The following is a 24,954-nucleotide window of genomic DNA, read 5'->3' as shown; positions in this document are numbered from 1 at the left end:
ACCCAAGGAACAAGCCCATGCTGCACGCACGTCTCACGTACATGAAAGGTGTAGTCGGTTTCCTGTTTTCGATGCTTATGGCGACCACAGTCTTTGCTACGTCGTCCGCGACCTCATCCGCTACTTCTGGCGCCACGCCGGTTAGTGCCGAGGTCCACTATGACATTACCGTGCGCCTGGATCCTGTTGCGCGCAAGATTGAAGGACGCAGTGTTATCACGGCCAACACACCCGAAGAGTTGACGCTGGTGATCGGCCGCCGCTTCGAAGTCATGCGTGGACGAGTAGATGCCGAGCCGTTTGGGCCAGCCGCGACCATGGGTAGAATGCGAGGCTGGCGGATCTTAGGCGATAAAAAACTGCCCCGCCGTATCGAGATCCATTGGCGCGGGGAGCTTGCTGCCCTCGATACGGCGCTCGACCATCATCAGACACTGGGACGGAATGACCCAGCCAGCGGGGAAGCGGGTACTTTTCTGCCGGATTCGAGCGGCTGGTACCCCTTTCTGGCGGATAAGCTTGCCAGCTACAATCTGACTATCGAGTTGCCTGCCGGGCAACGCGGTATCGTGCCCGGTCGTCTTGTCGAGGAAACCGAAACGGCCGAGGGGTATCGCGCACGGTTCGAGTTTCCGGCTCCAACGGGCGGAATCGATCTCATGGCGGGTCCCTATGTTGTCGATACGCGCACAGTACGGGGGGCAGGCGGCAAGCCCATACAGCTACGAACCTACTTCCATTCGTCAATTGCGGATCTTGCACCGGCGTACCTGGATTCGGTGAAAGGCTATCTCGGACTCTACGAATCGTGGATCGGCGAGTACCCGTTCAGTGAATTCAGCGTGGTATCGAGCCCGACGCCGACGGGTTTCGGTATGCCTACGCTTACTTATCTCGGAGTGGAAGTGCTGAGGTTGCCCTTCATCCGCGGCACCTCGCTGGGTCATGAGGTGCTGCACAACTGGTGGGGGAACGGCGTGTACCCTGATTACGCTCAAGGAAACTGGTCGGAAGGGCTCACCACGTTCATGGCGGACTATGCGTACAAGGAGCGTGAAAGCGCCGATGCTGCCCGTGATATGCGGCGTGGCTGGCTGCGTGATTTTGCCGCGCTGGCGCCTGGGCAGGATAAACCACTCACGACATTTACTTCGCGTTTGCATGGTGCGACGCAGATTGTCGGCTATAACAAGGCCGCGATGCTGTTTTTGATGCTGCGCGACATGCTCGGGCAGGATACCTTCGATCGGGCGCTTCAAACCTTCTGGCGCGAGCAGCGCTTCCGTATCGCCTCGTGGGCGGACCTGCGGCAGGCCTTCGAGAAAGCGTCCGGGCAGAATCTCGGTCCATTTTTTGACCAATGGCTTACGCGACCGGGCGCGCCGGTCCTTCGAATAGCGGACGCGGCGCTGGCGAAGCCGGGCTCGGGTAGCCATCGGGTTACGGTTACCCTTGAGCAAGCTGAGCCAGTGTACCGTTTGCGTGTACCGGTTGGGATCCGCACCGCCGAGAGCGAGGAAGTTCACGTGCTTGACCTGGAGAGTGCGCGCCAGGCATTTACCGTTGACGTTCGCAGCCGGCCAATGGAGATAATCCTTGACCCGGATCTCCGCATATTCCGCCGCCTGATGCCCGATGAGGCCCCGCCAATCCTGCGCCAGGTGATGGTAGATCACAGAGCTGAGACGATTTTGCTGCCGGAAAACGGAGAGGCGCGCAGCGCGGCCGAAACGCTCGCGGCCAAAATGCAAAACCGCGCGCCAAAAATGGCCATGCGAGCAGATGACGATAACCTGCCGGCTGTACCCCTGCTGGTTATTGGCCTGGCGGACCAGGTGGATGCCTGGCTTGCTAAGCATCGTCTGCCGGCGCGTCCCGACGTTATGAAGGGCAAGGGCTCGGCGCAAGCATGGACGGTGAGTCGACCTGATGGTGTGACCCTCGCGATGGTGTCTGCGGCGGATGTTCCCTCACTTGCTGCATTGGCACGGCCGCTGCCCCATTACGGCCGCCAGAGCTATGTGGTGTTTGATGGCGCAAAGGTGATCAATCGTGGTGCGTGGCCCACACGCTCGCAGGTCGTAAAGCTGGACTAATGGTCTTCAAGCCGGAAATATACCGTTTCGGATCTGGTGCGTATCCAGCCGAATCGAAAAAGCCATTGACTGATCCGTTACCTGCCCCGAGAAGCCCCGTCGGCAGGGGTTTTCTCATTTACCGACTTTGGAACCGGTTTTTTGTTAAAATATACTTATTTTCATAAATTTAGTAGGAGAATTTGATGGCGGTCGAAAGAACCCTTTCCATTATCAAGCCTGACGCGGTGATAAAAAACGTGATCGGGGAAATCTATTCACGCTTTGAAGGCGGTGGGTTGAAAATCATCGCGGCACGCATGGCGCGCCTGTCCGAGACTGAGGCAGAGGGTTTTTACGCGGTGCATCGAAGCCGTCCGTTTTTTAATGATCTGGTGAAATTCATGATTTCAGGACCGGTGATGGTGCAGGTACTGGAGGGTGACGACGCAATCAGGAAGAACCGTGAACTGATGGGCGCGACCGATCCCAAGAAGGCCGAGGAGGGAACAATACGGGCCGATTTCGCAGACAGTATCGATGCCAACGCCGTGCATGGCTCCGATGCGCCTGAAACGGCAGCGGTCGAGATCGCGTACTTTTTCCCTGAACTAAATATTTATTCCCGATAGGACGGAACGCAGCTCACCATATGAGCGTCAATCTCCTCGATTTCGATGCGAAATCTCTTGCCGGTTTTTGTAAGGAAATAGGCGAGAAGCCGTTTCGCGCGCGCCAATTGCTGCGCTGGATACACCGTTCGGGCGAGGCGGATTTTGCCGCGATGAGCGATTTGGCGAAGGGGTTAAGGGATAAGCTCGCCGCGGCCGCCGTGGTCAATCCTCCCCAGGTTATCAGCGATAATATCGCTGCCGACGGTACGCGCAAGTGGCTTTTGTCGGTTGGAGCGGGTAACGGTATCGAGACGGTTTTCATACCTGAAACGCATCGCGGAACCCTCTGTATCTCCAGCCAGGTTGGATGTGCGCTCGCATGCAGCTTCTGCTCTACCGGCAGACAGGGATTCAACCGCAACTTGACTGTCGCAGAAATCATTGGCCAGCTGTGGTGGGCCAATAAAGCCCTGGCCGAGGAGTCAGAAAACGAACCTGTGCGGGAGCGTGCCGTTACCAATGTGGTGATGATGGGCATGGGCGAGCCGCTCGCCAATTTTGAAAATGTGGTTACAGCACTCGATCTGATGCTGGACGATAATGCCTATGGCCTTTCCAGGCGGCGCGTGACGGTGAGCACTTCGGGACTGGTGCCTGCCATGGATCGGCTGCGCGAACGCTGCCCTGTTGCACTGGCCGTATCCTTGCACGCGCCGAACGATACGCTGCGCGATCAGTTGGTGCCGATCAACAGGAAATACCCCATCAAGGAATTATTGGCGGCGTGCGAACGCTATCTCGAATCAGCGCCGCGGGACTTCATCACCTTTGAGTACGTCATGCTGGATGGTGTTAATGACAGCGTGGCTCATGCGCGGGAATTGGTGCAAGTGGTACGGCATACGCCTTGTAAATTCAACCTGATTCCATTCAATCCCTTCCCGGATTCCGGCTATAAACGTTCTTCGGCAGAAGCGGTCTCGCGCTTTCGAGATGTGCTGATGCAAGCTGGCCTGGTAACGACGGTAAGGAAGACACGCGGCGATGACATTGCTGCAGCCTGTGGTCAGCTTGCCGGAAAAGTGCTGGACAAGACGCGGCGCGCAAACCGCAGGTTATCGGAACCGGCAAGATGAGGCGGACCATGGCTCATTTTGCGGCGGAAACGGCAATCGGATGCATGGTTCAGGAAGGCATGAAAGTACTTGTGCCAGGCAGTGGTGTGTCCAGCTGATGACGGATCCTCAAGATAACAACTTCGGCGAAATAGCCGAACCAAAACCAGCGCAAACCGAATCGGGCCCGGGCCAATCATTGCGTGCCGGGCGGCTGGAACGCGGTTTGAGCATAGAGGATATCGCGCGGCAATTGCGGTTATCGGTGAGGCAGGTTACAGCACTGGAAGAGGACGACTACTCCAAGGTTGCAAGCGGCACATTTCTCCGCGGGTTCGTGCGCAACTATGCTAAGCTGCTGCAAATGGATGCGGCGCCGTTGTTGCAGCGACTAGAGCAATCCCTTCCCCCCCCGCCGCCTACCCAAACCATTTCGTATCCAATCGAGGGAATTCCCTTTCCATCAAATCGGGACCACGGTAAGCGCAACCTGATTATCGGGGTAGCGATCGTTCTGGCGTTGCTACTGCTTGTGTATGAAATTTACCGCGGCAGCGAGGCGAATATCGAAAAAGCGCCAGGCGGCAATGTGGAGAGCAGAGTGGAGACGGAGCAAACTTCAGACGCGTCATTATTCGAGGCGCCCCCGGAAATTACGGCTGACGGAGCTGATATCGCGGCTTCTGCCGGCAGGCCTGCCGCGTCTGAACCAAAGCCCGATGTTCAGCCCCCGCCCGTGCGTTCTGCGTCTTCTCCGGTCGTGCCGGCGGCGCCGCAAGCGGCCCAGCAACCCGCCCAGCAACCCGCCGCTTCCAGGTCGGCTGATGCGCCCTCGCGGGAATTGGCGGACGAAGGGCCGGGTGTCGTGCGCTTGATATTCGAGGGGGAGTCCTGGGTTGAAGCCAGGGACGGAAAGGGGAGGCTGCTATTGTCGCGGGTTAATGCCCGGGGTACCGAGCAGGTGCTGCGCGGCACGCCGCCATTCTCTCTGAAGATCGGCAACGCTGCCGAGGTCAAGCTAGTCTACAATAGCAACCCGGTTGATTTGACGCCCCACATCAACGTGTATGGGGGAACTGCACGTCTGTCGCTAGAATAGGATTCTTAAATTTACGGATTTTCATACTTATCATGATTAAGTCACAAGATATTTTTCCGCCCCGCCGCAACAGTGTCGGCGTGCGCGTCGATACCATAACGATCGGGGGCGGCGCCCCGGTAGTGGTTCAGTCCATGACCAATACCGATACGGAAGACGAAATTTCCACGGCAACGCAAGTGGCCCAACTCTCGCGTGCCGGATCGGAACTGGTGCGGATTACCGTCAATACCCCCGCGGCAGCCAAAGCAGTGCCTGCGATACGGGCGCGGCTTGATGACATGGGCTGTCATGTGCCCCTGATAGGCGACTTTCACTTCAACGGTCACAAGCTGGTGACGGAATATCCCGATTGCGCGAGGGCGCTGGCCAAATACCGAATCAATCCCGGTAATGTGGGTCATGGGAGGAAACGCGATGAGCAGTTCTCCATCTTGATCGAGACCGCCTGCAAATATGACAAGCCGGTGCGTATCGGGGTCAACTGGGGTAGCCTCGATCCGGAGTTGCTGGCCAGGATGATGGATGAGAACGCGCGCTCAGGCGACCCCAAGGAGGCGTCAGTGGTTATGCATGAAGCATTGATCACCTCCGCGCTGCAAAGCGCAGCGAGAGCCGAGGAGATCGGGTTGGGCCGCGACAAGATCATATTATCCTGCAAGATGAGCGGCGTAAGGGATCTGATCGCAGTTTACCGCGACCTTGCTGCGCGGTGCGATTATGCCCTGCATCTCGGATTGACAGAAGCGGGGATGGGATCAAAAGGAATCGTGGCATCTACCGCTGCGCTGTCGGTGCTGCTGCTCGATGGAATCGGCGATACCATTCGCATATCGCTGACACCCGAGCCGGGCGGCGACCGTTCGCGTGAGGTGATCGTCGCGCAGGAGATCCTGCAAACTACCGGGCTGCGCGCCTTTGTGCCCCTGGTGGCCGCCTGTCCCGGCTGTGGGCGTACCACCAGTACATATTTTCAGGAGTTGGCGGAGAGCATTCAGGGTTATGTTCGCAACCAGATGCTGGTATGGCGCGAGGAGTATGATGGGGTGGAGAATATGACCCTGGCGGTGATGGGCTGCGTGGTCAACGGCCCGGGTGAAAGCAAGCACGCCAACATCGGGATCAGTCTTCCCGGGTCTGGCGAGCGGCCGGTGGCGCCGGTGTACGTGGATGGGCAAAAATCGGTGACGCTGAAAGGCGACAACATCGCCGGAGAGTTTCGCCAGATAGTCGATGAATACGTGCAAATGAAGTACCCGAAGAAAGCAGGTAATGTCCACTAGGGGGATTCAAGCCATCCGCGGGATGAACGACGTCCTGCCTGACCAGATATACCTTTGGGAGTTCTTCGAGCAGGTTGTCCGCGACTCCATGGGGGCTTACGGTTACCGTAATATCCGCATGCCAATAGTCGAACAGACCGACCTGTTCGTACGTTCGATCGGTGCGGTGACCGACATCGTCGAGAAGGAGATGTATAGCTTTCTGGACCATCTCAATGGCGACAGCCTGACGTTGCGTCCAGAAGGAACCGCGTCCTGCGTACGTGCGGTTCTGGAACATAACCTGCTCTATGCCGGCCCCCAACGATTGTATTATTCCGGACCTATGTTTCGTCATGAGCGGCCGCAAAAAGGACGTTACCGTCAATTCCATCAGGTAGGGGTCGAAGCGCTGGGTTACGCAGGCCCGGATATCGATGCCGAACTCATTATTATGTGTTCGGAGTTATGGAGAAGATTGGGTATCTCTGATGTGCGCCTTGAGATCGGCACACTTGGCAGCACCGCGTCCCGTGCAGTGCATCGACACCGGTTGATTGAGTATCTGGAGCGCCATCTGGGCAAGCTTGATGACGATGCCTCCAGGCGATTGCACAGCAACCCGTTACGAATACTGGACAGCAAGAATCCTGAAATGAGCGAGATCATCGATGGAGCACCGCGGTTACTCGATGATCTGGACGAGGATTCCCTCGCGCATTTCGAGGGATTGCAGAAAATCCTGCGCAATCAGGGGATAGACTTTGAGATCAACCCGCGCTTGGTGAGGGGACTGGATTATTACAACCGCACCGTATTTGAATGGATCACCGGCAGGCTCGGCGCGCAAGGTACGATATGCGCCGGCGGCCGCTATGACGGCTTGGTGGAGCAGATCGGCGGCGGGAAGGGATCAGCGGCCCCCGCTTGCGGTTTTGCCATGGGCATTGAAAGAGTGCTGGCGTTGATGGCGGAAAGCGGCATAAATATACCGGGTCCTGTGCCCGATGCCTATGTAGTGCATCAGGGCGAGGCTGCGGATGGCTTCGCCTGGAAAACCGTGAGGCATCTGCGGGAAAGAGGGTTGCAGGCAATTCTCCATTGCGGCACCGGCAGCTTCAAGGCGCAGATGAAAAAAGCAGATGCCAGTGGGGCACGTTTTGCAGTCATTATAGGCGATGAGGAAGTGCAAGCGGGCGAGATAAGCATCAAGCCCCTGCGCGAAGCAGCCGAACAGGTAAGAGTCGCGCTCGCGGAAGCGGCCGACTTGCTCAGAGGTTCGGGAGTAACAGGTTCTTGATGGGGACACTCTAAATGGCAGTTTATGATCTGGAAGAGCAGGAAAAAATAGACGAACTGAAAGCCTGGTGGAGAAGATACGGCACGCTCATCGTCATTGGCTTGGCGGTCTTTGCCGCCAGCATCGCGGGCGTGCAGGCGTGGAAGTACTACCAGAGTCAAAAAACCGGGCAGGCGGCGGAACTATTCGATTCGCTACTGCAACTCCAGACAAGCGGCGACCCCAAGAAGATCAACGATGCCGCGGGGTTGCTCATGGAAGGCTTTCCCGGCAGCGGCTATGCCTCGCGGGCAGCGATAATCTCGGCACGAGCGAGCTTCGACGCGCGTGACTTGCAAAACGCAAAGAGCCGGCTGCAGTGGGTGCTGGACAATTCGAAGGAAGATGAGCTGAAGAATCTTGCTCGGCTGCGACTCGCCGGCATCCTGCTGGATGAGAAAAAATACGATGATGCCCTGCGGATATTGGAAACAAAGCACGGTACATCTTTTGACGGTCTCTACGCTGATCTTAAAGGTGATGTGCTCTCCGCAGCGGGAAGAATTCCCGAAGCGCGGGTTGCTTATCAAATGGCGCTCGATAAGATGGGTGGGAAGGGGACGTACTTCAATATCGTTCAAATGAAGCTCGACGCTTTGCTCGACGCGAAATAACCGGGTTTGGAATCGCGCGCGGGAAGCTCGCGTGAAAGGGGCGGCAAACAGCTTCTTCTGTTCCGGCAGTAAGTGATGCAGTCAAATCCATCAACGTAACGATACCTATTTGTTTTGAACAATAACAATGCCATCAGGCAAGCCCGTGTCTAACGTCATTCGCCAGCATATCGTGCTGGGAGTTTCGATCTTCGCGTTATCCGGGTGCGCAGGCGTTACCGAATTGGCACGCGACGTGATAACCGGCCTTGCAGATATCGATGTGTCAGGTGTCACCGACCTCTTCGGGGGTGGTAAGGTTGAGTTGAGTCCGGAACAGACCGCGCAGCTGGTAAAGATTCCACCCGCCCGCCCGTTGTGGCGCAACGCTTTGGAAGAGAGTCAAGCGGCGGTATTTTTTCCCGTATTCGAAAATGGTGCGGTTTACGCGGCATCCACCGAGGGCCGTCTTGTGCGTTTCAATTCGGCATCGGGGAAGGAAGAAGGAACGATCGACACCAAGGGGCGGCTCTCGGGCGGTATCGGCACCGGGGAAAACATGTTGATGGTTGGAACTTTCAAAGGCGAGGTGCTGGCATACGACAGGGAAAATGGTAAGCCCTTATGGACCGCCCAAGTCTCCAGCGAGGTGCTGAGTCCGCCGCAGGCAGCCGGCGGCATGGTCGTCGTTCGAGCCGGGGATGGCCGGATTTTTGGCCTGGAAGCCGGCAGCGGCAAACGCAAGTGGGTTTACCAGGGTGCCACCCCATCGCTCACCGTGCGCAACTTTGCCGGTGTCCTGATCTCGGGGGATACCGTATACTCGGGCTTTGCGGGTGGCAAGCTGGTAACAATAAACTTATCCAACGGTGTGGCGGGCTGGGAAGCGGTGGTAGCAAGGCCGCGAGGGGCCACGGAACTGGAGCGTATTGCCGATATCACCAGTCCGCCGATGATCGATGAACAGCAGGTATGCGCTGTCGCCTATCAGGGGCGGGTCGCCTGCTTTGAAATTGGTACGGGTAACCAGCTCTGGGCGAAGGATGTATCGAGCAATGCAGGTCTCGCCATGGACAATAATTATGTTTATGTCAGCGAGAATCGCGGCAGTATCTCGGCCTATGACAAACGGGATGGCACTTCGATCTGGAAACAGGAGCTGCTTAACGGCATGAAATTGTCTCCGCCTCTTCTTCAAGGGAATCATATTGTAGTCGGGGATTCCCAAGGGCACGTTAATGTCATAAAGAGTGAGAACGGCGACATGATTTCGCGCTCTGCCAGTGACGACAGTCCGATTGTTACCCGACCGGTATCTCTGCCGAACGGCTTCGCGGTTCAAACCAGGAAAGGCGGTATCTTCGCATTCGGGCTGTAGACCGCTGACCGCCAGTCATTCAACCGCGTTTAACGCGGACGGTTTACTTTTTCTCCTCTTGAGTATTTTAGTCTTCAGCATAGCCTGAACCATGAAACCTACCCTTGTTCTGGTCGGGCGGCCCAATGTCGGGAAATCGACACTTTTTAACCGCCTGACGCGCAGCCGCGACGCGATCGTCGCGAATATTCCCGGTCTGACGCGAGACCGTCATTACGGTCACGGCAGGCTGGGCGAAAAGCCCTACCTGGTGGTGGATACAGGCGGTTTCGAACCCATGGCCACCGAGGGCATATTGCATGAAATGGCCAAGCAGACACGACAGGCGATCGACGAGGCCGACCTGGTCCTTTTCATTGTTGATGGCAGGACCGGTTTGACTCCACAAGACAGAATCATAGGGGAGCAACTGCGTAAAACCGGGCGCGGAATACTTTTGGTGGTGAACAAGACGGAAGGCATGTCATCCTCCGTCGTTACTGCTGAATTTCACGAACTTGGACTGGGGCAGCCCTGCGCAATTTCAGCCGAGCACGGCGATAACGTCAGTGAACTGGTCGAGTTGGCCCTACTTGATTTTCCTCAGGAGCAGGAAGCCGAAAAACAGGAGGAGCAGCCGAAAATAGCCATTGTCGGACGCCCGAACGTTGGCAAATCAACGCTCGTGAATACCTTGCTGGGCGAGGATCGCGTTATCGCTTTTGATCAGCCTGGGACCACTCGCAGCAGCATTTATATCGATTTCGAACGCAACGGCCGCAGGTATACCCTGATTGATACCGCTGGTTTGCGTCGGCGCGGGAAGGTGCTCGAAACGGTGGAGAAGTTTTCGGTAGTTAAAACGCTGCAATCAGTGGAAGACGCGAATGTCGTAATACTGGTGCTGGATGCGAGCAGCGAGATATCGGATCAGGACGCGCACATCGCCGGATTCATCCTTGAGACGGGTCGTGCGCTGGTGGTGGCGATTAACAAGTGGGACGGCCTGGACAATCATCAACGTGACGTGATCAAGACCAGCATAGCCCGGAAACTGCCCTTTCTGATGAGTTTCGCAAAATTTCACTATATTTCCGCGCTGCTTGGTAGCGGCATAAGAGGCCTGTTGCCATCAATAAACGCAGCCTACAACGCCGCGATGGCGCATTTACCGACCCCCAAGCTCACCCGGGCACTGATTGCAGCGGTAGAGAAGCAACCTCCGCCGCGCAGTGGCGCCTCGCGGCCGAAATTGCGCTATGCCCACCAGGGCGGTTCCAATCCGCCATTGATCATAATCCATGGCAGCGCCCTGGATCAGGTGCCGGAGACCTATCAGCGGTATCTCGAAAATATGTTTCGCGAAACTTTCCAGCTGGAAGGGACGCCTTTGCGGGTGGAGTTTAAAACGGGCCGGAATCCTTTTGCCGGGAAGCGGCCTGCTCCTTTAAGCGAGGCCGACGCAAAACAGGCGCACCGCCGTCGCAGATACGGAAGAAAGCATTATAGCTGAGATTGGGATGGCGCAAGCGCCAGCGGCAGTATCGTTGTTAACGGGATACAAAAGAAAGGCGGAAAGGGCGAGAAGGAAGCGCCCTAATGTAACACTCGGGGAACGCTCAGGATAAACTCTGGAATGGATGCGTCGAAACGGAGGCCGTCTTCAGCGACCATCTGGTAACTGCCCTTCATGGATCCAACCGGTGTGGAAATAGCAGTGCCGCTGGTGTATTCGTAGCTGTCGCCCGGTTTCAACAGGGGTTGTTCTCCCACCACTCCCAGTCCGCGTACCTCCTGCACGCCGCCGCTTCCATCCGCAATAATCCAGTGACGGCTGATGAGCTGCGCCGGAACGGTGCCGGTGTTGGAGAGGACGATGGTATAGGCAAAAACATAACGATCGAGCGCCTCGTCCGACTGTTCCGGAAGATATGTGGTTTGAACCTTGACAATAATTTCGTACTTTTTTCCTTCATCCATAGCTACATTGCACACTATTTTTTGCCTCACGGCAAGGGTGGTTCCGACAAAATAAGTTGAAAAGGCCGAACGGCGGGGTATTCAGGGTGACGGGATCTCCATCGTGGATGTAGGCAAACCTGCAAAATACTCGTTTGTCGAGCGAGTTAACGCGAGATTGCCATTTGCGGTTAAAATTGCGAATTTTCGACTAAAGGATGCCCTTCATGGCTAACTATCGCATCGCCCCGAGTATTCTCTCTGCAAACTTTGCCAAGTTAGGCGAGGAGATCACCGCTGTCATCGATTCAGGTGCGGATTTCATTCACTTTGATGTGATGGATAACCACTATGTGCCCAATCTGACCATTGGGCCGCTGGTCTGCGAGGCAATCCGACCGTTGACGGATGCAGTTATCGACGTGCATTTGATGGTTGAGCCGGTGGATCGTATTGTTCCGGACTTCGCCAAGGCGGGAGCCAATATTATTTCCTTTCACCCGGAGGCATCCAACCATATCGACCGCACGATTGGGCTCATCAAGGAGCAAGGATGCCAAGCGGGCCTCGTGTTCAACCCTGCCACTCCCTTGAATTACCTGGACCACGTACTGGATAAGCTGGACCTGGTGCTGATCATGTCTGTAAATCCCGGTTTCGGCGGCCAGAAGTTTATCCCCGAAGCGTTGGCGAAACTCAGGGCGGTACGCAAGCGCATAGACGAAAGCGGCAGGAAGGTTCTTCTCGAGATTGATGGCGGCGTAAAAGTGGACAACATCGCGGAAATTGCGCGTGCAGGCGCAGATACTTTCGTTGCTGGTTCCGCGATTTACGGCGCGGGCCGGGACAGTGACCCACATCGTTATGATACAGTCGTGGGCGCACTCCGGGCAGAGTTGGCTAAAGTCTGAATTGGCTGAGCTTGATCGGGCACGAGGCATAAGAGCCTAACTCGGCTCAAGCGTTTGCTACGTGAGGTGCCCGGCTTGCCCTATCCATTCGGAAGGAATTCGCCGGGCTGATTATTGCAGGGCAGTGCAAGGCGCTGTTGTGGTGAGCGGACGGTTCCGCAGCATCCCGAAAAATCCCGTCGCTTCGGACGGGCGTGCTGTCATATGATTGATATTTATCCGAGACCACTAAACTTGAACAAGAGCTTTTCCCCCACGACCGATACCTCTGCGGTTGAAATAAAATTTCCCATTTCCGTCAAGGCTGTGATGGTTGATCTGGACGGAACCCTTTTAGACACCGCGGGGGATCTGGCTGCCGCGGCGAACATGATGCTAAGGGAACTCGGCAAGGCGGAGCTTCCGCTCGAAACCATAAAATCGTACATCGGGAAAGGCATCCAAAAGCTGGTAAAGCGCTCGCTTACCGGGACCCTGGATGGAGAGCCAGATGCCGACCTGTTGGACAAAGCGATGCCACTGTACGAGCGCAACTATGCCAAAACGCTGTGCATGAGCACGCGGCCCTATCCCGGCGTATTGGAAGGATTGAACATCCTGCGTGAGGGTGCTTTTCAGCTGGCCTGTGTTACCAACAAGGCTGAGGCTTTTACCACGCCGCTGCTTCGTGCTACCGGCCTGCTGGATTTTTTCGATATTGTCCTTGCAGGGGATAGTCTGCCCCGGAAGAAGCCTGATCCTATGCCCCTTCTGCATGCCTGTACGCACTTTGGTATTCAGCCGAGCGAGATGCTGCTGATCGGCGACTCGCTTAACGATGCGCAGGCGGCGCGCGCGGCGGGCTGCTGCGTCTTCTGCGTACCGTACGGATATAATGAAGGACGAGACGTGCGCGAACTCGATTGCGACGCTATCGTCCCTTCGTTATTCGAAGCAACAAGGCTGATCCAGAAATTGTCATGATCAACGAAAACAACGGAAATGATCGAATACGTGCCTAGAGCCTGGCGCTGTTGGCGCCGCCGCTCCGATTGTTGGCGTGCCTAGGAATCTCCAGGCCGGTTCCAACGTCGAGTTTCTGCGCCTCGTCGCGTATTTTTCCTTTCTTTCTGTGATCGCGGAGTTGAGTCATGACCGAAATCGAATTCAATGATCTTGCCGCACAGGGCTACAACCGTGTCCCGATGGTCCTCGAGACTTTTGCCGACCTCGACACACCCTTGTCGGTTTATCTGAAGCTGGCAAATCGTCCATATTCATACTTGCTGGAATCCGTGCAGGGCGGGGAGCGCTTTGGACGCTACTCCTTTATCGGCCTCCCGGCGAAGACCCGGCTTGAGGCCTGCGGCACTCTTATCCGCCTTATCGGTGACGCTGAAGCGCAAGATATCGAGGCGGAGGACCCGCTGGCTTTCATTCAATCCTATCTGTCACGTTTCAAGGTGGCGCCTTATCCGGGTTTGCCGCGTTTCTGCGGCGGCCTCGCGGGCTATTTCTCCTACGATACTGTGCGTTATATCGAGCGCAAGCTCGCTGCTCATCCCCATGCAAAGGCACGTCCGGCCGGGCTCGGTACCCCGGACATATCCTTGCTGCTATCTGAAGAACTTGCAGTGGTGGATAACCTTTCCGGCAAGCTCTACCTTATCGTTTATGCGAATCCCGCCCTCGCTGGCTCGTACCTGGCGGCCAAGGGACGCTTGAAACAACTTCTGGCAAGTCTGCGCGAACCGGTAGACATCCCTGCGGAGGCGCCCGGCAAGCCGGGAGAGGCTGTTTCCGAATTCAGCGAGGCGGATTTTATCGCGGCAGTGGAGCGTGCAAAGCGCTATATTTTCGATGGCGATATCATGCAGGTTGTGCTTTCGCAGCGTACCAGCAAATCATTTGGCGCATCGCCGCTGGCACTGTACCGCGCCCTGCGCAGCTTGAATCCTTCTCCCTACATGTTTTACTACCATTTTGGCAACTTTCACGTGGTAGGCGCCTCGCCCGAGATTCTGGTGCGTCTGGAGAGCGATAGCGTAACGGTAAGGCCCATCGCAGGCACCCGCCCGCGCGGAAAAACCATGCAGGAGGACTCGGCGCTGGCCGCCGATCTGCTCGCTGATCCAAAAGAACGGGCGGAACATGTCATGCTGATGGATCTCGGGCGCAACGACGTCGGTCGTGTTGCGCAGACCGGCTCCGTTAAAGTCACCGAGAACATGCAAATCGAGAATTACTCGCACGTCATGCATATCGTTTCGAACGTGGAGGGCAAGCTGAAACCCGGCCTGAACGCAATGGACGTGCTGCGTGCGACATTTCCTGCGGGCACTGTAAGCGGAGCCCCGAAAGTACGGGCAATGGAAATTATCGATGAACTCGAAGTCTCGCAGCGGGGCATTTACGCCGGTGCCGTGGGCTATCTTGGATTTAACGGCGATATGGATCTCGCCATCGCGATTCGCACCGGCATTATCAAGGACGGTACACTACATGTTCAGGCCGGGGCTGGCATTGTTGCCGATTCCGTTCCTCAAAGCGAATGGGTCGAAACAAAAAATAAGGCCAAGGCGTTGTTGCGAGCGGCAGAGATTGCTGAAGCGGGATTGGACAGCAAGGTCGAGTAATGCAGACTGGCAGGACGTGACTCTGTGGTATTTAACGCCCCTCGTGCACCCAATGCAGCAACGCATCCATTGCGGGCTGCGCATTTCCCGACCGAGGGTGGTTCACAAAAAAAACCACGACCACGCGTTTGCCGGCTTTATCGAGAACATATCCACTCATGGTTCTTACTCCCTCCAGCAGACCGGTCTTTATATGCGCCTGACCAGCGGCACCGCTGCCGTTAAGCCGTTTCTTCATGGTGCCGTCCACCGCCGCGATCGGCAAAGACGAAATGAACTCCGGCATGACGGGACTCTGGAAGGCCGAGAGTAAAAGTGCGCCGAGGTGCCCGGCGCTGATACGTTCATTGCGTGATAACCCTGAGCCGTTTTCGATCACCAGTTCGGGAAAGCTGAGCCGACGGGACGTCAGCCACCGCTGCATCGCCATGGCCGATTTTTCGAGCGTTGCGCGTGGCTTGTCAGGGCTGCTGGCTGCGCCATTTGTTGCGCTGTTCAGTATCATATCGGTCCCCCCCGCGCCCACTCCCGAAGCAGGACCACTGGTTAACCCCAGCGCAAGGTATAGTTGCCGTGCTGCTGTGTTATTACTGAATTTATTGATATCCCGCACGATATCTGCAAGCGGGGGAGATTGATGGGTTTCCAGTGGCGTTATTCCTTCGGGAACAGTGCCCGTGCGTACCCTGCCGCGAAATGTGCCGCCTTGCTCTTCCCATAATTGCTTGAACAGGCTGAAGATATAATCGGTAGTATCGTGCACGCTTAGATAAAGGGTTTTTTCACCGCAATCGCTGGAATAAATGCCGCTGAGGGCAATCAAGCCCCGGACATTGCCGCTAGCGGCGGTACGAATATCAGTATCGAGTGCATCGCGCCATACGTTACATGGGCCGCTTACCAGGGTCAGGCCGTTTTTGAGGTCAAGTGACCCAAGGAAAGGATCGGCGACAATCCTGACGGTTTTGCTCGCCGGTTGCGGAATCAGGCGCAGCGCAAGCGTCCGGTAATTCACGAGTAGCGCCTCAGGGAGTACATTATAGGAGCGGTGTGGTTTGCCGTCGAAAGCCGCCGGGTCAGCACTCGGCAGCTCGAAATGGCTGCCATCCAGCACCAGATCTCCGGTGATCTCGCGTAGCCCAGTTTGACGCAGTCGCCGGGTGAGCAGCCAAAAGTTTTCCAGATTCAGCTTGGGATCGCCATAACCCTTGATGATAAGGTCGCCCTGAAGGGTATCGCCATTCAGTACGCCATTTACATATAGCTCGGTTTTCCAGGTATAGGCCGGTCCCAACAGTTCCAGCCCGGCAAAAGTCGTGACGAGCTTCATCACCGACGCCGGGTTCATACCGGTCCCGGCGTTCACTGCTAGCCGCGGTTGGGCCGTGCCGATCTCATGTACGTAAACCGCAGTCGCAGATGTGGGAATCCCGGCCTGTTTGAGCGCAAGGCTGACCGGCGCAGGCAGGTTATGAGCAAGCGCCGGCAGCGATAGAAGAGCAAGAATGCCACATCGAAAACCCCATGCGATGGCGGCGTATGCTTGCCACGCAAGGGTTGCACTCCGGTTGAAAAATTCGAGCATCAGGTCTCTGCTGTGTCACCCTGGAACATTCCGCCGTCCACCGGAAACTGTAAGTACGGCGTTTCTACCACATGACATGAGCCGGGAACCGAAATTGAGTACGGCTCACGAGGTCTATTTTTGGCATAGGTCGAGCACGCGCAGCGTCCCCTTCACCAGAAAATCCAATTCCTGTTGAGTGATGACGTATGGCGGCATAAAGTAGACCGTATTACCCAGCGGGCGCAACGATAACTCCTGCTTAAGCGCTGCCTGAAAAAAAGTTGCGGCAAAAGCGGGATCGGAGGTCTCAACTTCGAATGCCCAGATCATGCCGCAATTGCGAAAGTTCTTCACCTTTGGATGGAGTGTAATTGGACGTACCGCCTTGTTGAGATAATCTGCCGTGACGCGGTTAGCATCGATGATTTTGTCCTGTTCGAAGATATCCAGTGTCGCGAGGGCGGCGCGACATGCTAATGCGTTACCTGCATGAGTATGCGAATGTAGAAAGCCGAGGGCGGTCTTGTCGTGGTAAAACCCGCGATAAACGCCGTCTGTGGTCATCACCACGGACAGCGGCAGATAACCGGCGGTCAGCCCCTTCCCCAGGCACAAGAAATCTGGAACGATGTTCGCCTGCTCGCAGGCGAACATCGTTCCTGTTCTGCCGAAACCAACTGCAATCTCGTCGGCGATGAGATGTACCTGGTACTCGTCGCATATCCTACGTGCGAGCTTGAGATACTCGGGGTGATACATAGCCATTCCGGCTGCGCCCTGCACCAGCGGTTCGACGATAAGCGCTGCGGTTTCCGCATGATGTTCGGCCAGGTGAGCGTCGAGCGCACTGGCTGCGCGAATCGCATATTCACGGGGGGATTCCCCTCCGGCCGCATGACGCCAGTCTGGAGTGGGCACGCGCGCATTGTGGCGCAGCAGCGGCCCATAGGCATCCGTAAATAATGCCACATCGGTGACTGACAGCGCGCCCAGCGTTTCGCCGTGGTAGCCATTCTGCAGGCTGACAAAACGGTTTTTTTCAGGTAGCCCGCGGTTGCGCCAATAATGAAAACTCATCTTTAACGCGGTTTCAATTGCGGACGCGCCGTCGCTGCTATAGAAGCAGTGCCCCAGGTTACCCGAAACCAGTTTACTCAGGCGCGCCGATAGCTGCACCACCGGCTCATGCGTGAAGCCGGCAAGCATCACATGTTCCAGCCTGTCAAGCTGATCGCGGAGGGCGGCGTTGATGCGTGCATTGGTGTGACCGAACAGATTCACCCACCAGGAACCGATTGCATCGAGGTAGCGTTTCCCTTCATAGTCATAAAGCCACACGCCTTTGCCTCGCGCGATGGCGACCAGCGGCAGCGTCTCATGCTGCTTCATCTGGGTGCAGGGGTGCCAGACCGAGCTTAAGCTCTGCTCCGGCAAGTGTTTACTACTCATTGTCGGTATTCTGGCGATTGCGCATTAAAAGGACGACGCGTGTATGAGCGGGAAGTGAGATAAAGCGCAATTTTGCGGATATCAGGTGCGGTTGCGACTGCAACGGCGCCCGCTGAAAAAGGGGTCGTTGGAAGTGTATCATCCTCGCGGAGAATTTTCCTGTACTACGCTAAGCGCGAAGTCGACTTTACATGACCAAGCGCGGTGTCTGGATACCTGGCTCACTGTACCGTACCCCTGCCTGCTGCCTCGTCGACCTTATCTCCTGGCTTCCTCGTGAGGCGGCAAAGGGAAGGGCGGAGACCTTCACGAAATGATGAGCTGTCGCAGAGCCCTCAAGGCAGCGCTCAAATATGTTTTATTGCCTTCTACTTGAAATCCCGTCCCACACCAACTATTATTAGCACTCGTTCGCGGTGAGTGCTAATAATTCGTATGAATTCAGCTGCGAACAGTTGTTCCGAGATTTCATCGTTTTAATTTCAGACAGGAGAGTGAAAACATGAGGATTCGTCCCTTACACGACCGCGTTATTGTCAAGCGGCTGGAAGAAGAGCGCAAGACCGCGTCCGGTATTGTCATCCCTGACAGTGCTGCAGAGAAGCCCGATCAAGGGGAAATTATAGCCGTAGGTAAAGGCAAGGTCGGCGACGATGGCAACGTGCGCGTGCTGGAAGTGAAAGTCGGCGACAAGGTGCTGTTCGGCAAGTATTCCGGACAAACAGTGAAGGTAGAGGGGGAGGAGCTTCTGGTAATGCGCGAGGAAGACATTATGGGCGTTATCGAAGGTTAATTTACCAGCGACGGCCTTACACAAGATTTCCGAACATTTAGGAGAATTAAATTATGGCAGCGAAAGAAGTGAAATTTGGCGACTCAGCACGCCACAAACTGATAAACGGGGTGAATGTTCTTGCCGATGCGGTAAAGGTCACATTGGGACCGAAAGGGCGTAATGTCGTGCTCGAGCGTTCCTATGGCGCCCCTACCATTACCAAGGATGGCGTTTCGGTTGCGAAAGAAATCGAACTGAAGGACAAGTTCGAGAACATGGGCGCGCAAATGCTCAAGGAGGTGGCGAGCAAGACATCTGACGTAGCGGGTGATGGCACCACTACCGCCACCGTGCTGGCGCAGTCGATTGTGAAAGAAGGCATGAAGTATGTCGCCGCCGGGATGAACCCGATGGATCTCAAGCGCGGCATCGATAAAGCGGTAACCGCGACGGTTGAACAACTCAAGCAAATTTCCAGGCCTTGTACGACCGGCAAGGAAATTGCTCAGGTGGGAAGCATTTCGGCTAACTCCGACCTCGAAATTGGCAAAATCATTGCAGACGCAATGGAAAAAGTAGGTAAGGAAGGCGTGATTACGGTAGAAGATGGCTCCGGGCTGCAAAATGAACTTGATGTAGTGGAAGGGATGCAATTCGATCGCGGCTATCTATCGCCCTATTTCATAAATAACCCCGATAGGCAGATTTGCGCCCTGGAAAATCCTTTTATCCTGCTGCATGACAAAAAAATCTCGAATATTCGTGAATTGCTGCCAGTGCTGGAACAGGTAGCGAAGGCCGGCAAGCCGCTCCTCATTATTGCTGAAGACGTGGATGGCGAGGCCCTGGCGACCCTGGTGGTGAACAATATCCGTGGGATTCTCAAAACTTGCGCCGTGAAAGCGCCGGGCTTCGGGGATCGTCGCAAGGCAATGTTGGAAGATATTGCCATCCTTACTGGTGGAACCGTTATCGCTGAGGAAGTGGGTCTGTCGCTGGAGAAGGCAACGCTGAGCGAACTGGGTCAAGCCAGGCGCGTGGAAGTGGGTAAGGAAGAAACAACGCTTATCGACGGAGCCGGCGATATAAAGAATATCGAGGCCCGCGTCAAACAGGTCCGGGCCCAAATAGAAGAAGCCACGAGCGACTACGACAAGGAAAAATTGCAGGAGCGGGTCGCTAAACTGGCTGGCGGCGTAGCGCTGATCAAAGTGGGCGCGGCCACCGAAGTTGAGATGAAAGAGAAAAAAGCGCGCGTGGAAGATGCGCTCCATGCGACTCGCGCCGCCGTGGAAGAAGGTATCGTTCCAGGCGGTGGCGTAGCTTTGTTGCGTACCCGCATAGCTGTTGGTCAAATCAAGGGCGACAACCCCGATCAGGACGCCGGTATCAAGATCGTTCTGCGTGCACTGGAAGAGCCGCTGCGCCAGATTGTTGCCAACTGCGGTGATGAGCCTTCAGTGGTCATCAACAAAGTTTCTGAAGGTCAGGGCAATTTCGGTTACAACGCCGCCACTGGTGAGTACGGTGACATGGTCGAAATGGGTGTGCTCGATCCTACCAAAGTCACCCGGTATGCCCTGCAGCACGCGGCTTCCGTGGCCGGCCTGATGCTTACCACCGATGCTTTGGTGGCGGAGCTGCCTAAGGACGAATCCGGTGGCGGCGGCATGGGTGGCATGGGCGGTGGCATGGGCGGTATGGGCGGTATGGGCGGCATGGACATGTAGGTTGGTCGCACAACGGCAGTACAACAAAAACCCCGCTCCGGTGGGGTTTTTTGTTGTGCCAAAGCTGCCGCAAGATTGATTATACGAATTTTGCGGTCAGCGCATTGGGCCTGCCGCAGCGCCGAATCACTTTGAGTTTCATGCTTCGGCGCGCTCCGAACGGCGCTGAGATTGCCATTATTGTTGTTTCGCTGGTATTGCCCCTCCCTTTGCTGATTTTCGATCCAGTTGCGGGCGTTGGGCGATACTATGAGAAATGGAGGCAATTGGATGAGATAATCTCTACTTTCCACTGCCTGCCGATAGGGCGCACCTCGATTTAACTTCTTATCATGACACCAGAACAGTATTGTCAGGAAAAAGCTGTCCAGAGCGGCTCCAGTTTCTACTACAGTTTTCTCTACTTACCAGCCGAAAAGCGGCGTGCGATCACTGCGTTATATGCCTTTTGCCGCGAAGTGGATGACGTTGTGGACGAATGCAGCGATGAGGCGGTGGCGCGCGCCAAGCTTGCGTGGTGGCGGCAGGAAGTCAATTCCATGTTTAGTGCCGAAAGTCCAACCAAGCCCAGCCATCCCGTGGCGAAAGCGCTGGCTAATGTGTCGCATACGTTCAATCTCACTGCCGAGCGACTGAATCAGATAATCGATGGCATGGAAATGGACCTCAACTATAATCGTTACGCCGACTTCGATACCTTGCGGCACTACTGCTATCATGTGGCAAGCGTGGTGGGATTATGTTCGGCAGAGATATTCGGTTATCGAAATCCGGATACATTAAAGTACGCCGAGGATCTCGGGCTCGCGTTTCAGCTTACCAACATCATACGTGACGTAGGCGAAGACGCCCGTCGCGACCGTATTTATCTACCGCAAGATGAGCTTGCGCGGTTCGGGGTAACCGAGGGCGACATCCTCAATAGTCGCGAAACCGAAGAATTCAAGAGATTGATGGAGTTTCAGATCGAGCGGGCTGAAAGTTACTACACCCGGGCGTTTGCAGCATTGCCTGATGAGGATCGAAAAAAGCAGAGGCCAGGCATCGTCATGGCGGCGATCTACCGATCGTTATTGACGGAAATCAAGCAAGACGGTTGCCATGTCCTTCATCAACGGGTCAGCCTGACACCGGTACGCAAATTGTGGATCGCGTGGATCACATGGATGAGGGGATAGGCGTCCTGCTGTCTCGCGCCCGCCTGCTTCTAAACGTTGGAACTGCTGCAACGCACAGGTTCCGCAGTATTGTTCTTCTTAGTGTGAGCCGATATTAGGCTATTTAAAAGGATTCAGCATTCCGTCGGTGAACGTTGAGTGGAACAGCATATCTCGCCTTTGCATCATTTTGCTAAACGTACATCATGGTTTCCCATCGTGTCATCCGTTTATGAAAGATCTGAAAAGTTACAGTCCTTCGAAGGATCTGCTGAAGAATCGCGTCGTTATGGTCACCGGTGCCGGGCAGGGGATAGGCCGTACTGCGGCGCTCACTTACGCGATGCATGGTGCTACCGTTATACTACACGGCCGCAATGTCCAGAAATTGGAGGGCGTGTATGACGAGATTGAGGCGGCAGGTGGCGCTCAGCCAGCAATCTTTCCACTCGATCTGGAAAAAGCCGAGGACAAGGATTTTTTGGCAATTGCCCACGCCATCAAGCAGCAACTTGGCAGGCTGGATGGAATTTTGCACAATGCAGCATTACTGTTTAACCTGACGCCGCTGCACTCCCAGACAATGGAGCAATGGCAGGCCCTGCTGCGTGTCAACCTGATTGCACCGTTCGCTCTGACGCGAGCCTGTCTTGGACTGCTAAAGGCATCTCCGGATGCTCACGTGATAATGACATCGGACTCGCATGGTCATGCGCCCGCAGCGTACTGGGGCGGTTTCGCGGTGGCCAAGGCGGGCCTCGAGGCTTTGGCAAGGATTCAGGCGCAGGAATGGGAAATACTTCCGAATTTGCATATAAACGTCATCATTCCAGGACCCACGCACACTCCGCAGCGCACCCGGACACACCCCGCAGAGATCAAGCATAGCCTGCTTCAGCCACAGGATCTCATGCCGTATTATTTATATCTGATGGGGCCGGATAGTATAACGGTCCGCGGCGAAACAGTAATTTGCCAGGGCCGTGTATAGTATGGCTGCTGCGGCGGAGAGAAAAAGGTATAATTTACATACAACAGCGGAAAAAACCCTGCGAAAGTGGCGGAATTGGTAGACGCACCAGATTTAGGTTCTGGCGCCGAAAGGTGTGGGGGTTCGAGTCCCCCCTTTCGCACCAGGGATTCGCTAGGCGGTGTCGGATAAGCCTTCATGCGGGCTGTCGTGCCTCTCCGACCGCAGATGCCGCGCGATCGTTACCCCCAACCATCAGGAAATGTAATGCAAACGAATGTCGAACAATTGGGCGCGCTGGAACGCCGCATCAACGTTTCAATTCCTCAGGAGAAAATCCAGACGGAGGTGGAAAACCGCCTGAAGCGACTGGCTCGCACGGCTAAACTGCACGGGTTTCGGCCCGGCAAGGTGCCCTACAAGGTAGTCTTGCAGCAATACGGCCCGCAGGTTCGCCAGGAAGTAATAGGGGATGCACTGAAGAAGAATTTCAATGAGGCCGTGCGCGAAAATAACCTTCGGGTTGCAGGCTATCCTCATTTCGAACCGAAAGCTGCGGATGGGGATATTTCCCCCATTGAATTTAGTGCGACATTCGAGGTCTATCCGGATGTGGTGCTGGGTGACTTAAGCGACATCGAGGTGGCAAGGCCCGTGGTGAACGTCACACTTGCTGATGTCGATAAAACGATAGAGGTACTTCGCAGGCAACGTGTTCAGTTCGAAGCTGGCGATGATCCTGCGCAGGCGGGGGATCGAATTGGTATCGATTATAGTGGCGTTATCGACGGGATAGAATTTGCAGGCAATAAAGCTGAGAATTTTACACTGGTACTCGGAGAGGGCCGACTGCTCAAGGACTTTGAAGCTCCCCTTATCGGGATGAGGGCAGGCGAAAGCAAAACATTTGAAGTTACATTTCCGGCGGATTATCATGGTAAGGAGGTTGCGGGCAAAACCGCGACGTTTGAAGTCAGACTCAACGGAGTTGAGTCACCGAGGCTGCCGGAAGTTAACGCTGAATTTGCAACATCGCTAGGTGTCGCGAACGGCGATATCGAAACAATGCGCCGCGAGATTGAGGCTAATCTCAAGCGAGAGGCATCCAAGCGGGTAAATGCAAAACTCAAGGAGCAGGTGATGCAGGCGCTCCTCGATAGTACCAGTATCGAGTCTCCGAAAGCATTGGTGGAGCTTGAGCTGGAGCGTTTAACACAGGATGCGCATAACGAGTTGGCGTCCCGCGGCCTTGCTGCCAAGAATATGCCATTGCCGCAGGAATTGCTCAAGGAGCGCGCGCAGCGTCGAGTCGGTCTTGGGTTGATCTTGGGGGAACTGGTGAAGGCCCATAACTTGCATCCGAGACCCGAGCAGGTGCGCGCGGTGGTGGAAGATCTCGCGCAAAGTTACGAAAATCCCGCCGAGGTTACCAAATGGCATTATTCAGCCCCGGAACGACTCAGCGAGATCGAGTCGGCGGCGCTGGAAGACAACGTCGTGAAGTGGGTGTTGGAAAATGTTAAGGTGGCGGATAAGGAAATGTCTTTGGACGAGTTAATGGGAAGATCATGACATGATGCAACAGCTTCATTGGACGCAGCAATCTCTCGATACATCTGGCCTCGGCCTGATCCCTATGGTGATCGAAACCAGCGGGAGGGGGGAGCGCGCATATGACATTTATTCCCGTCTGTTGAAAGAGAGGGTCATATTTCTTGTCGGCCCGGTCACAGAGGCATCTGCCAACCTGATTGTGGCTCAACTCTTGTTTCTGGAATCGGAAAACGCGGACAAGGATATCCACTTTTACATTAATTCTCCGGGTGGTCTGGTTTCGGCTGGCATGGCGATTTACGATACCATGCAGTATATAAAACCGGATGTCAGCACGCTCTGTATCGGGCAGGCCGCAAGTATGGGGTCGCTGCTGCTTACTGCGGGCACAAAGGGTAAACGCTATTGCCTTACTAACTCGCGAGTGATGATCCATCAGCCATTGGGTGGCTTCCAGGGGCAGGCCTCGGATATCGAAATACATGCTAAAGAGATCCTGTTTCTAAAGCGACGCTTGAATGAGTTACTGGCGAAACACAGTGGCCAAAGCATAGAAACCATTGAGAGAGATACTGATCGGGATAATTTTCTCAGTGCTGAGCAATCGGTGACATACGGCCTGGTCGATGCTGTGCTAACCTCCAGAAGTGAGGGTCCGGGTTAAAATCTAATATGGGGGGATTTATGAAGGAACCTCCGGAGCGGTTAGACGGGATGTCATGTTGTTAGATTGCGACAAAGAAAGATGCGTGCCGCGTCGTAACGTCTGGCGTCGCCGCGAAAGTGGAGCCGCATATTGCCGCTTTCACGCTG

Annotated in this window: 22 protein-coding genes and 1 tRNA gene; 19 read left to right on the top strand and 4 right to left on the bottom strand. The window is 55.5% G+C overall.

The genetic code is table 11. The features are described 5' to 3' along the window. Positions 1-17: 17 nt before the first annotated feature. The 9 genes from C8R31_RS14070 (at position 18) to der (ending at position 10,967) form a co-directional block, all read left to right on the top strand. Entirely contained in the window at positions 18-2,096 is a 2,079-nt protein-coding gene (locus tag C8R31_RS14070) for a M1 family metallopeptidase (protein WP_258192719.1), read from the top strand. A 185-nt stretch (positions 2,097-2,281) separates the two neighbouring features. Next, complete coding sequence (ndk, locus tag C8R31_RS14065) at positions 2,282-2,707, top strand: nucleoside-diphosphate kinase (protein ID WP_107694712.1); 426 nt, start codon at positions 2,282-2,284, stop codon at positions 2,705-2,707. Positions 2,708-2,727: 20 nt separating this feature from the next. Next, positions 2,728-3,825, top strand: coding sequence for a 23S rRNA (adenine(2503)-C(2))-methyltransferase RlmN (gene rlmN, locus C8R31_RS14060; protein ID WP_107694711.1), 1,098 nt, complete (start codon positions 2,728-2,730; stop codon positions 3,823-3,825). A gap of 97 nt (positions 3,826-3,922) precedes the next feature. Beyond that, complete coding sequence (locus C8R31_RS14055) at positions 3,923-4,903, top strand: RodZ domain-containing protein (RefSeq protein WP_181320625.1); 981 nt, start codon at positions 3,923-3,925, stop codon at positions 4,901-4,903. A 32-nt stretch (positions 4,904-4,935) separates the two neighbouring features. Next, positions 4,936-6,186 carry a flavodoxin-dependent (E)-4-hydroxy-3-methylbut-2-enyl-diphosphate synthase gene (gene ispG / locus C8R31_RS14050; RefSeq protein ID WP_107694709.1) on the top strand — a complete coding sequence of 417 codons (1,251 nt, stop codon included), beginning with the start codon at positions 4,936-4,938 and terminating at the stop codon, positions 6,184-6,186. Beyond that, positions 6,176-7,465, top strand: a complete 1,290-nt coding sequence (gene hisS, locus C8R31_RS14045; protein WP_107694708.1) for a histidine--tRNA ligase — start codon at positions 6,176-6,178, stop codon at positions 7,463-7,465. The genes ispG and hisS overlap by 11 nt, the downstream gene beginning before the upstream one ends. 14 nt (positions 7,466-7,479) lie before the next feature. Further along, positions 7,480-8,118: a tetratricopeptide repeat protein gene (locus C8R31_RS14040; protein ID WP_107694707.1), complete on the top strand. Its 639-nt coding sequence runs from the start codon at positions 7,480-7,482 to the stop codon at positions 8,116-8,118. Positions 8,119-8,263: 145 nt separating this feature from the next. Beyond that, complete coding sequence (gene bamB / locus C8R31_RS14035) at positions 8,264-9,475, top strand: outer membrane protein assembly factor BamB (RefSeq protein WP_258192718.1); 1,212 nt, start codon at positions 8,264-8,266, stop codon at positions 9,473-9,475. 91 nt (positions 9,476-9,566) lie between these two features. Next, positions 9,567-10,967: a ribosome biogenesis GTPase Der gene (gene der, locus C8R31_RS14030; RefSeq protein WP_107694705.1), complete on the top strand. Its 1,401-nt coding sequence runs from the start codon at positions 9,567-9,569 to the stop codon at positions 10,965-10,967. An 83-nt stretch (positions 10,968-11,050) separates the two neighbouring features. On the opposite strand, the gene apaG is transcribed toward der, so the two are convergent. Further along, a complete protein-coding gene (gene apaG / locus C8R31_RS14025; protein WP_107694704.1) occupies positions 11,051-11,434 on the bottom strand; it encodes a Co2+/Mg2+ efflux protein ApaG in 384 nt (127 codons plus the stop codon). 206 nt (positions 11,435-11,640) lie between these two features. Here apaG and rpe point away from each other — a divergent pair, with 206 nt between their 5' ends. After that, on the top strand, positions 11,641-12,324 hold the full coding sequence (gene rpe, locus C8R31_RS14020; RefSeq protein WP_107694767.1) for a ribulose-phosphate 3-epimerase: 684 nt from the start codon (positions 11,641-11,643) through the stop codon (positions 12,322-12,324). A 204-nt stretch (positions 12,325-12,528) separates the two neighbouring features. Then, complete coding sequence (locus C8R31_RS14015) at positions 12,529-13,287, top strand: phosphoglycolate phosphatase (RefSeq protein ID WP_107694703.1); 759 nt, start codon at positions 12,529-12,531, stop codon at positions 13,285-13,287. A gap of 34 nt (positions 13,288-13,321) precedes the next feature. Here C8R31_RS14015 and C8R31_RS16605 read toward each other — a convergent pair whose 3' ends face one another. After that, the gene (locus C8R31_RS16605) at positions 13,322-13,456 is read right to left on the bottom strand and encodes a hypothetical protein (RefSeq protein ID WP_258192717.1); all 135 of its coding nucleotides are present in this window, start codon (positions 13,454-13,456) and stop codon (positions 13,322-13,324) included. Between C8R31_RS16605 and trpE the strand changes: the two genes are divergently transcribed. Next, positions 13,455-14,939, top strand: coding sequence for an anthranilate synthase component I (gene trpE / locus C8R31_RS14010; protein ID WP_107694702.1), 1,485 nt, complete (start codon positions 13,455-13,457; stop codon positions 14,937-14,939). The genes C8R31_RS16605 and trpE overlap by 2 nt on opposite strands. Before the next feature lie 31 nt (positions 14,940-14,970). Here trpE and dacB read toward each other — a convergent pair whose 3' ends face one another. Together dacB and bioA are read right to left on the bottom strand one after the other, a co-directional pair. Beyond that, positions 14,971-16,524 (bottom strand): D-alanyl-D-alanine carboxypeptidase/D-alanyl-D-alanine-endopeptidase, encoded by a 1,554-nt coding sequence (gene dacB, locus C8R31_RS14005; protein ID WP_107694701.1) that lies wholly within the window; start codon positions 16,522-16,524, stop codon positions 14,971-14,973. A gap of 114 nt (positions 16,525-16,638) precedes the next feature. After that, positions 16,639-17,955 (bottom strand): adenosylmethionine--8-amino-7-oxononanoate transaminase, encoded by a 1,317-nt coding sequence (gene bioA, locus C8R31_RS14000; RefSeq protein ID WP_107694700.1) that lies wholly within the window; start codon positions 17,953-17,955, stop codon positions 16,639-16,641. Positions 17,956-18,457: 502 nt separating this feature from the next. On the opposite strand from bioA, the gene groES reads away from it, so the two are divergent. The 7 genes from groES (at position 18,458) to clpP (ending at position 24,805) form a co-directional block, all read left to right on the top strand. Continuing rightward, positions 18,458-18,748 carry a co-chaperone GroES gene (groES, locus tag C8R31_RS13995; RefSeq protein WP_107694699.1) on the top strand — a complete coding sequence of 97 codons (291 nt, stop codon included), beginning with the start codon at positions 18,458-18,460 and terminating at the stop codon, positions 18,746-18,748. 53 nt (positions 18,749-18,801) lie between these two features. Beyond that, a complete protein-coding gene (gene groL / locus C8R31_RS13990) occupies positions 18,802-20,460 on the top strand; it encodes a chaperonin GroEL (protein ID WP_107694698.1) in 1,659 nt (552 codons plus the stop codon). A 332-nt stretch (positions 20,461-20,792) separates the two neighbouring features. Then, on the top strand, positions 20,793-21,638 hold the full coding sequence (hpnD, locus tag C8R31_RS13980) for a presqualene diphosphate synthase HpnD (protein ID WP_107694696.1): 846 nt from the start codon (positions 20,793-20,795) through the stop codon (positions 21,636-21,638). 211 nt (positions 21,639-21,849) lie between these two features. Next, a complete protein-coding gene (locus C8R31_RS13975) occupies positions 21,850-22,608 on the top strand; it encodes a YciK family oxidoreductase (protein ID WP_107694695.1) in 759 nt (252 codons plus the stop codon). A gap of 60 nt (positions 22,609-22,668) precedes the next feature. Continuing rightward, a tRNA-Leu gene (locus C8R31_RS13970) sits at positions 22,669-22,753 on the top strand. 101 nt (positions 22,754-22,854) lie between these two features. Beyond that, positions 22,855-24,159, top strand: a complete 1,305-nt coding sequence (gene tig / locus C8R31_RS13965; RefSeq protein ID WP_107694694.1) for a trigger factor — start codon at positions 22,855-22,857, stop codon at positions 24,157-24,159. Between the two features lies 1 nt (position 24,160). Continuing rightward, the gene (gene clpP / locus C8R31_RS13960; protein ID WP_107694693.1) at positions 24,161-24,805 is read left to right on the top strand and encodes an ATP-dependent Clp endopeptidase proteolytic subunit ClpP; all 645 of its coding nucleotides are present in this window, start codon (positions 24,161-24,163) and stop codon (positions 24,803-24,805) included. The last annotated feature ends 149 nt before the right edge of the window (positions 24,806-24,954 follow it).

The sequence above is a fragment of the Nitrosospira sp. Nsp2 genome (assembly GCF_003050965.1).
Classification (GTDB): Bacteria; Pseudomonadota; Gammaproteobacteria; order Burkholderiales; family Nitrosomonadaceae; genus Nitrosospira.
This window is presented reverse-complemented; position numbering and strand designations above follow the sequence as displayed.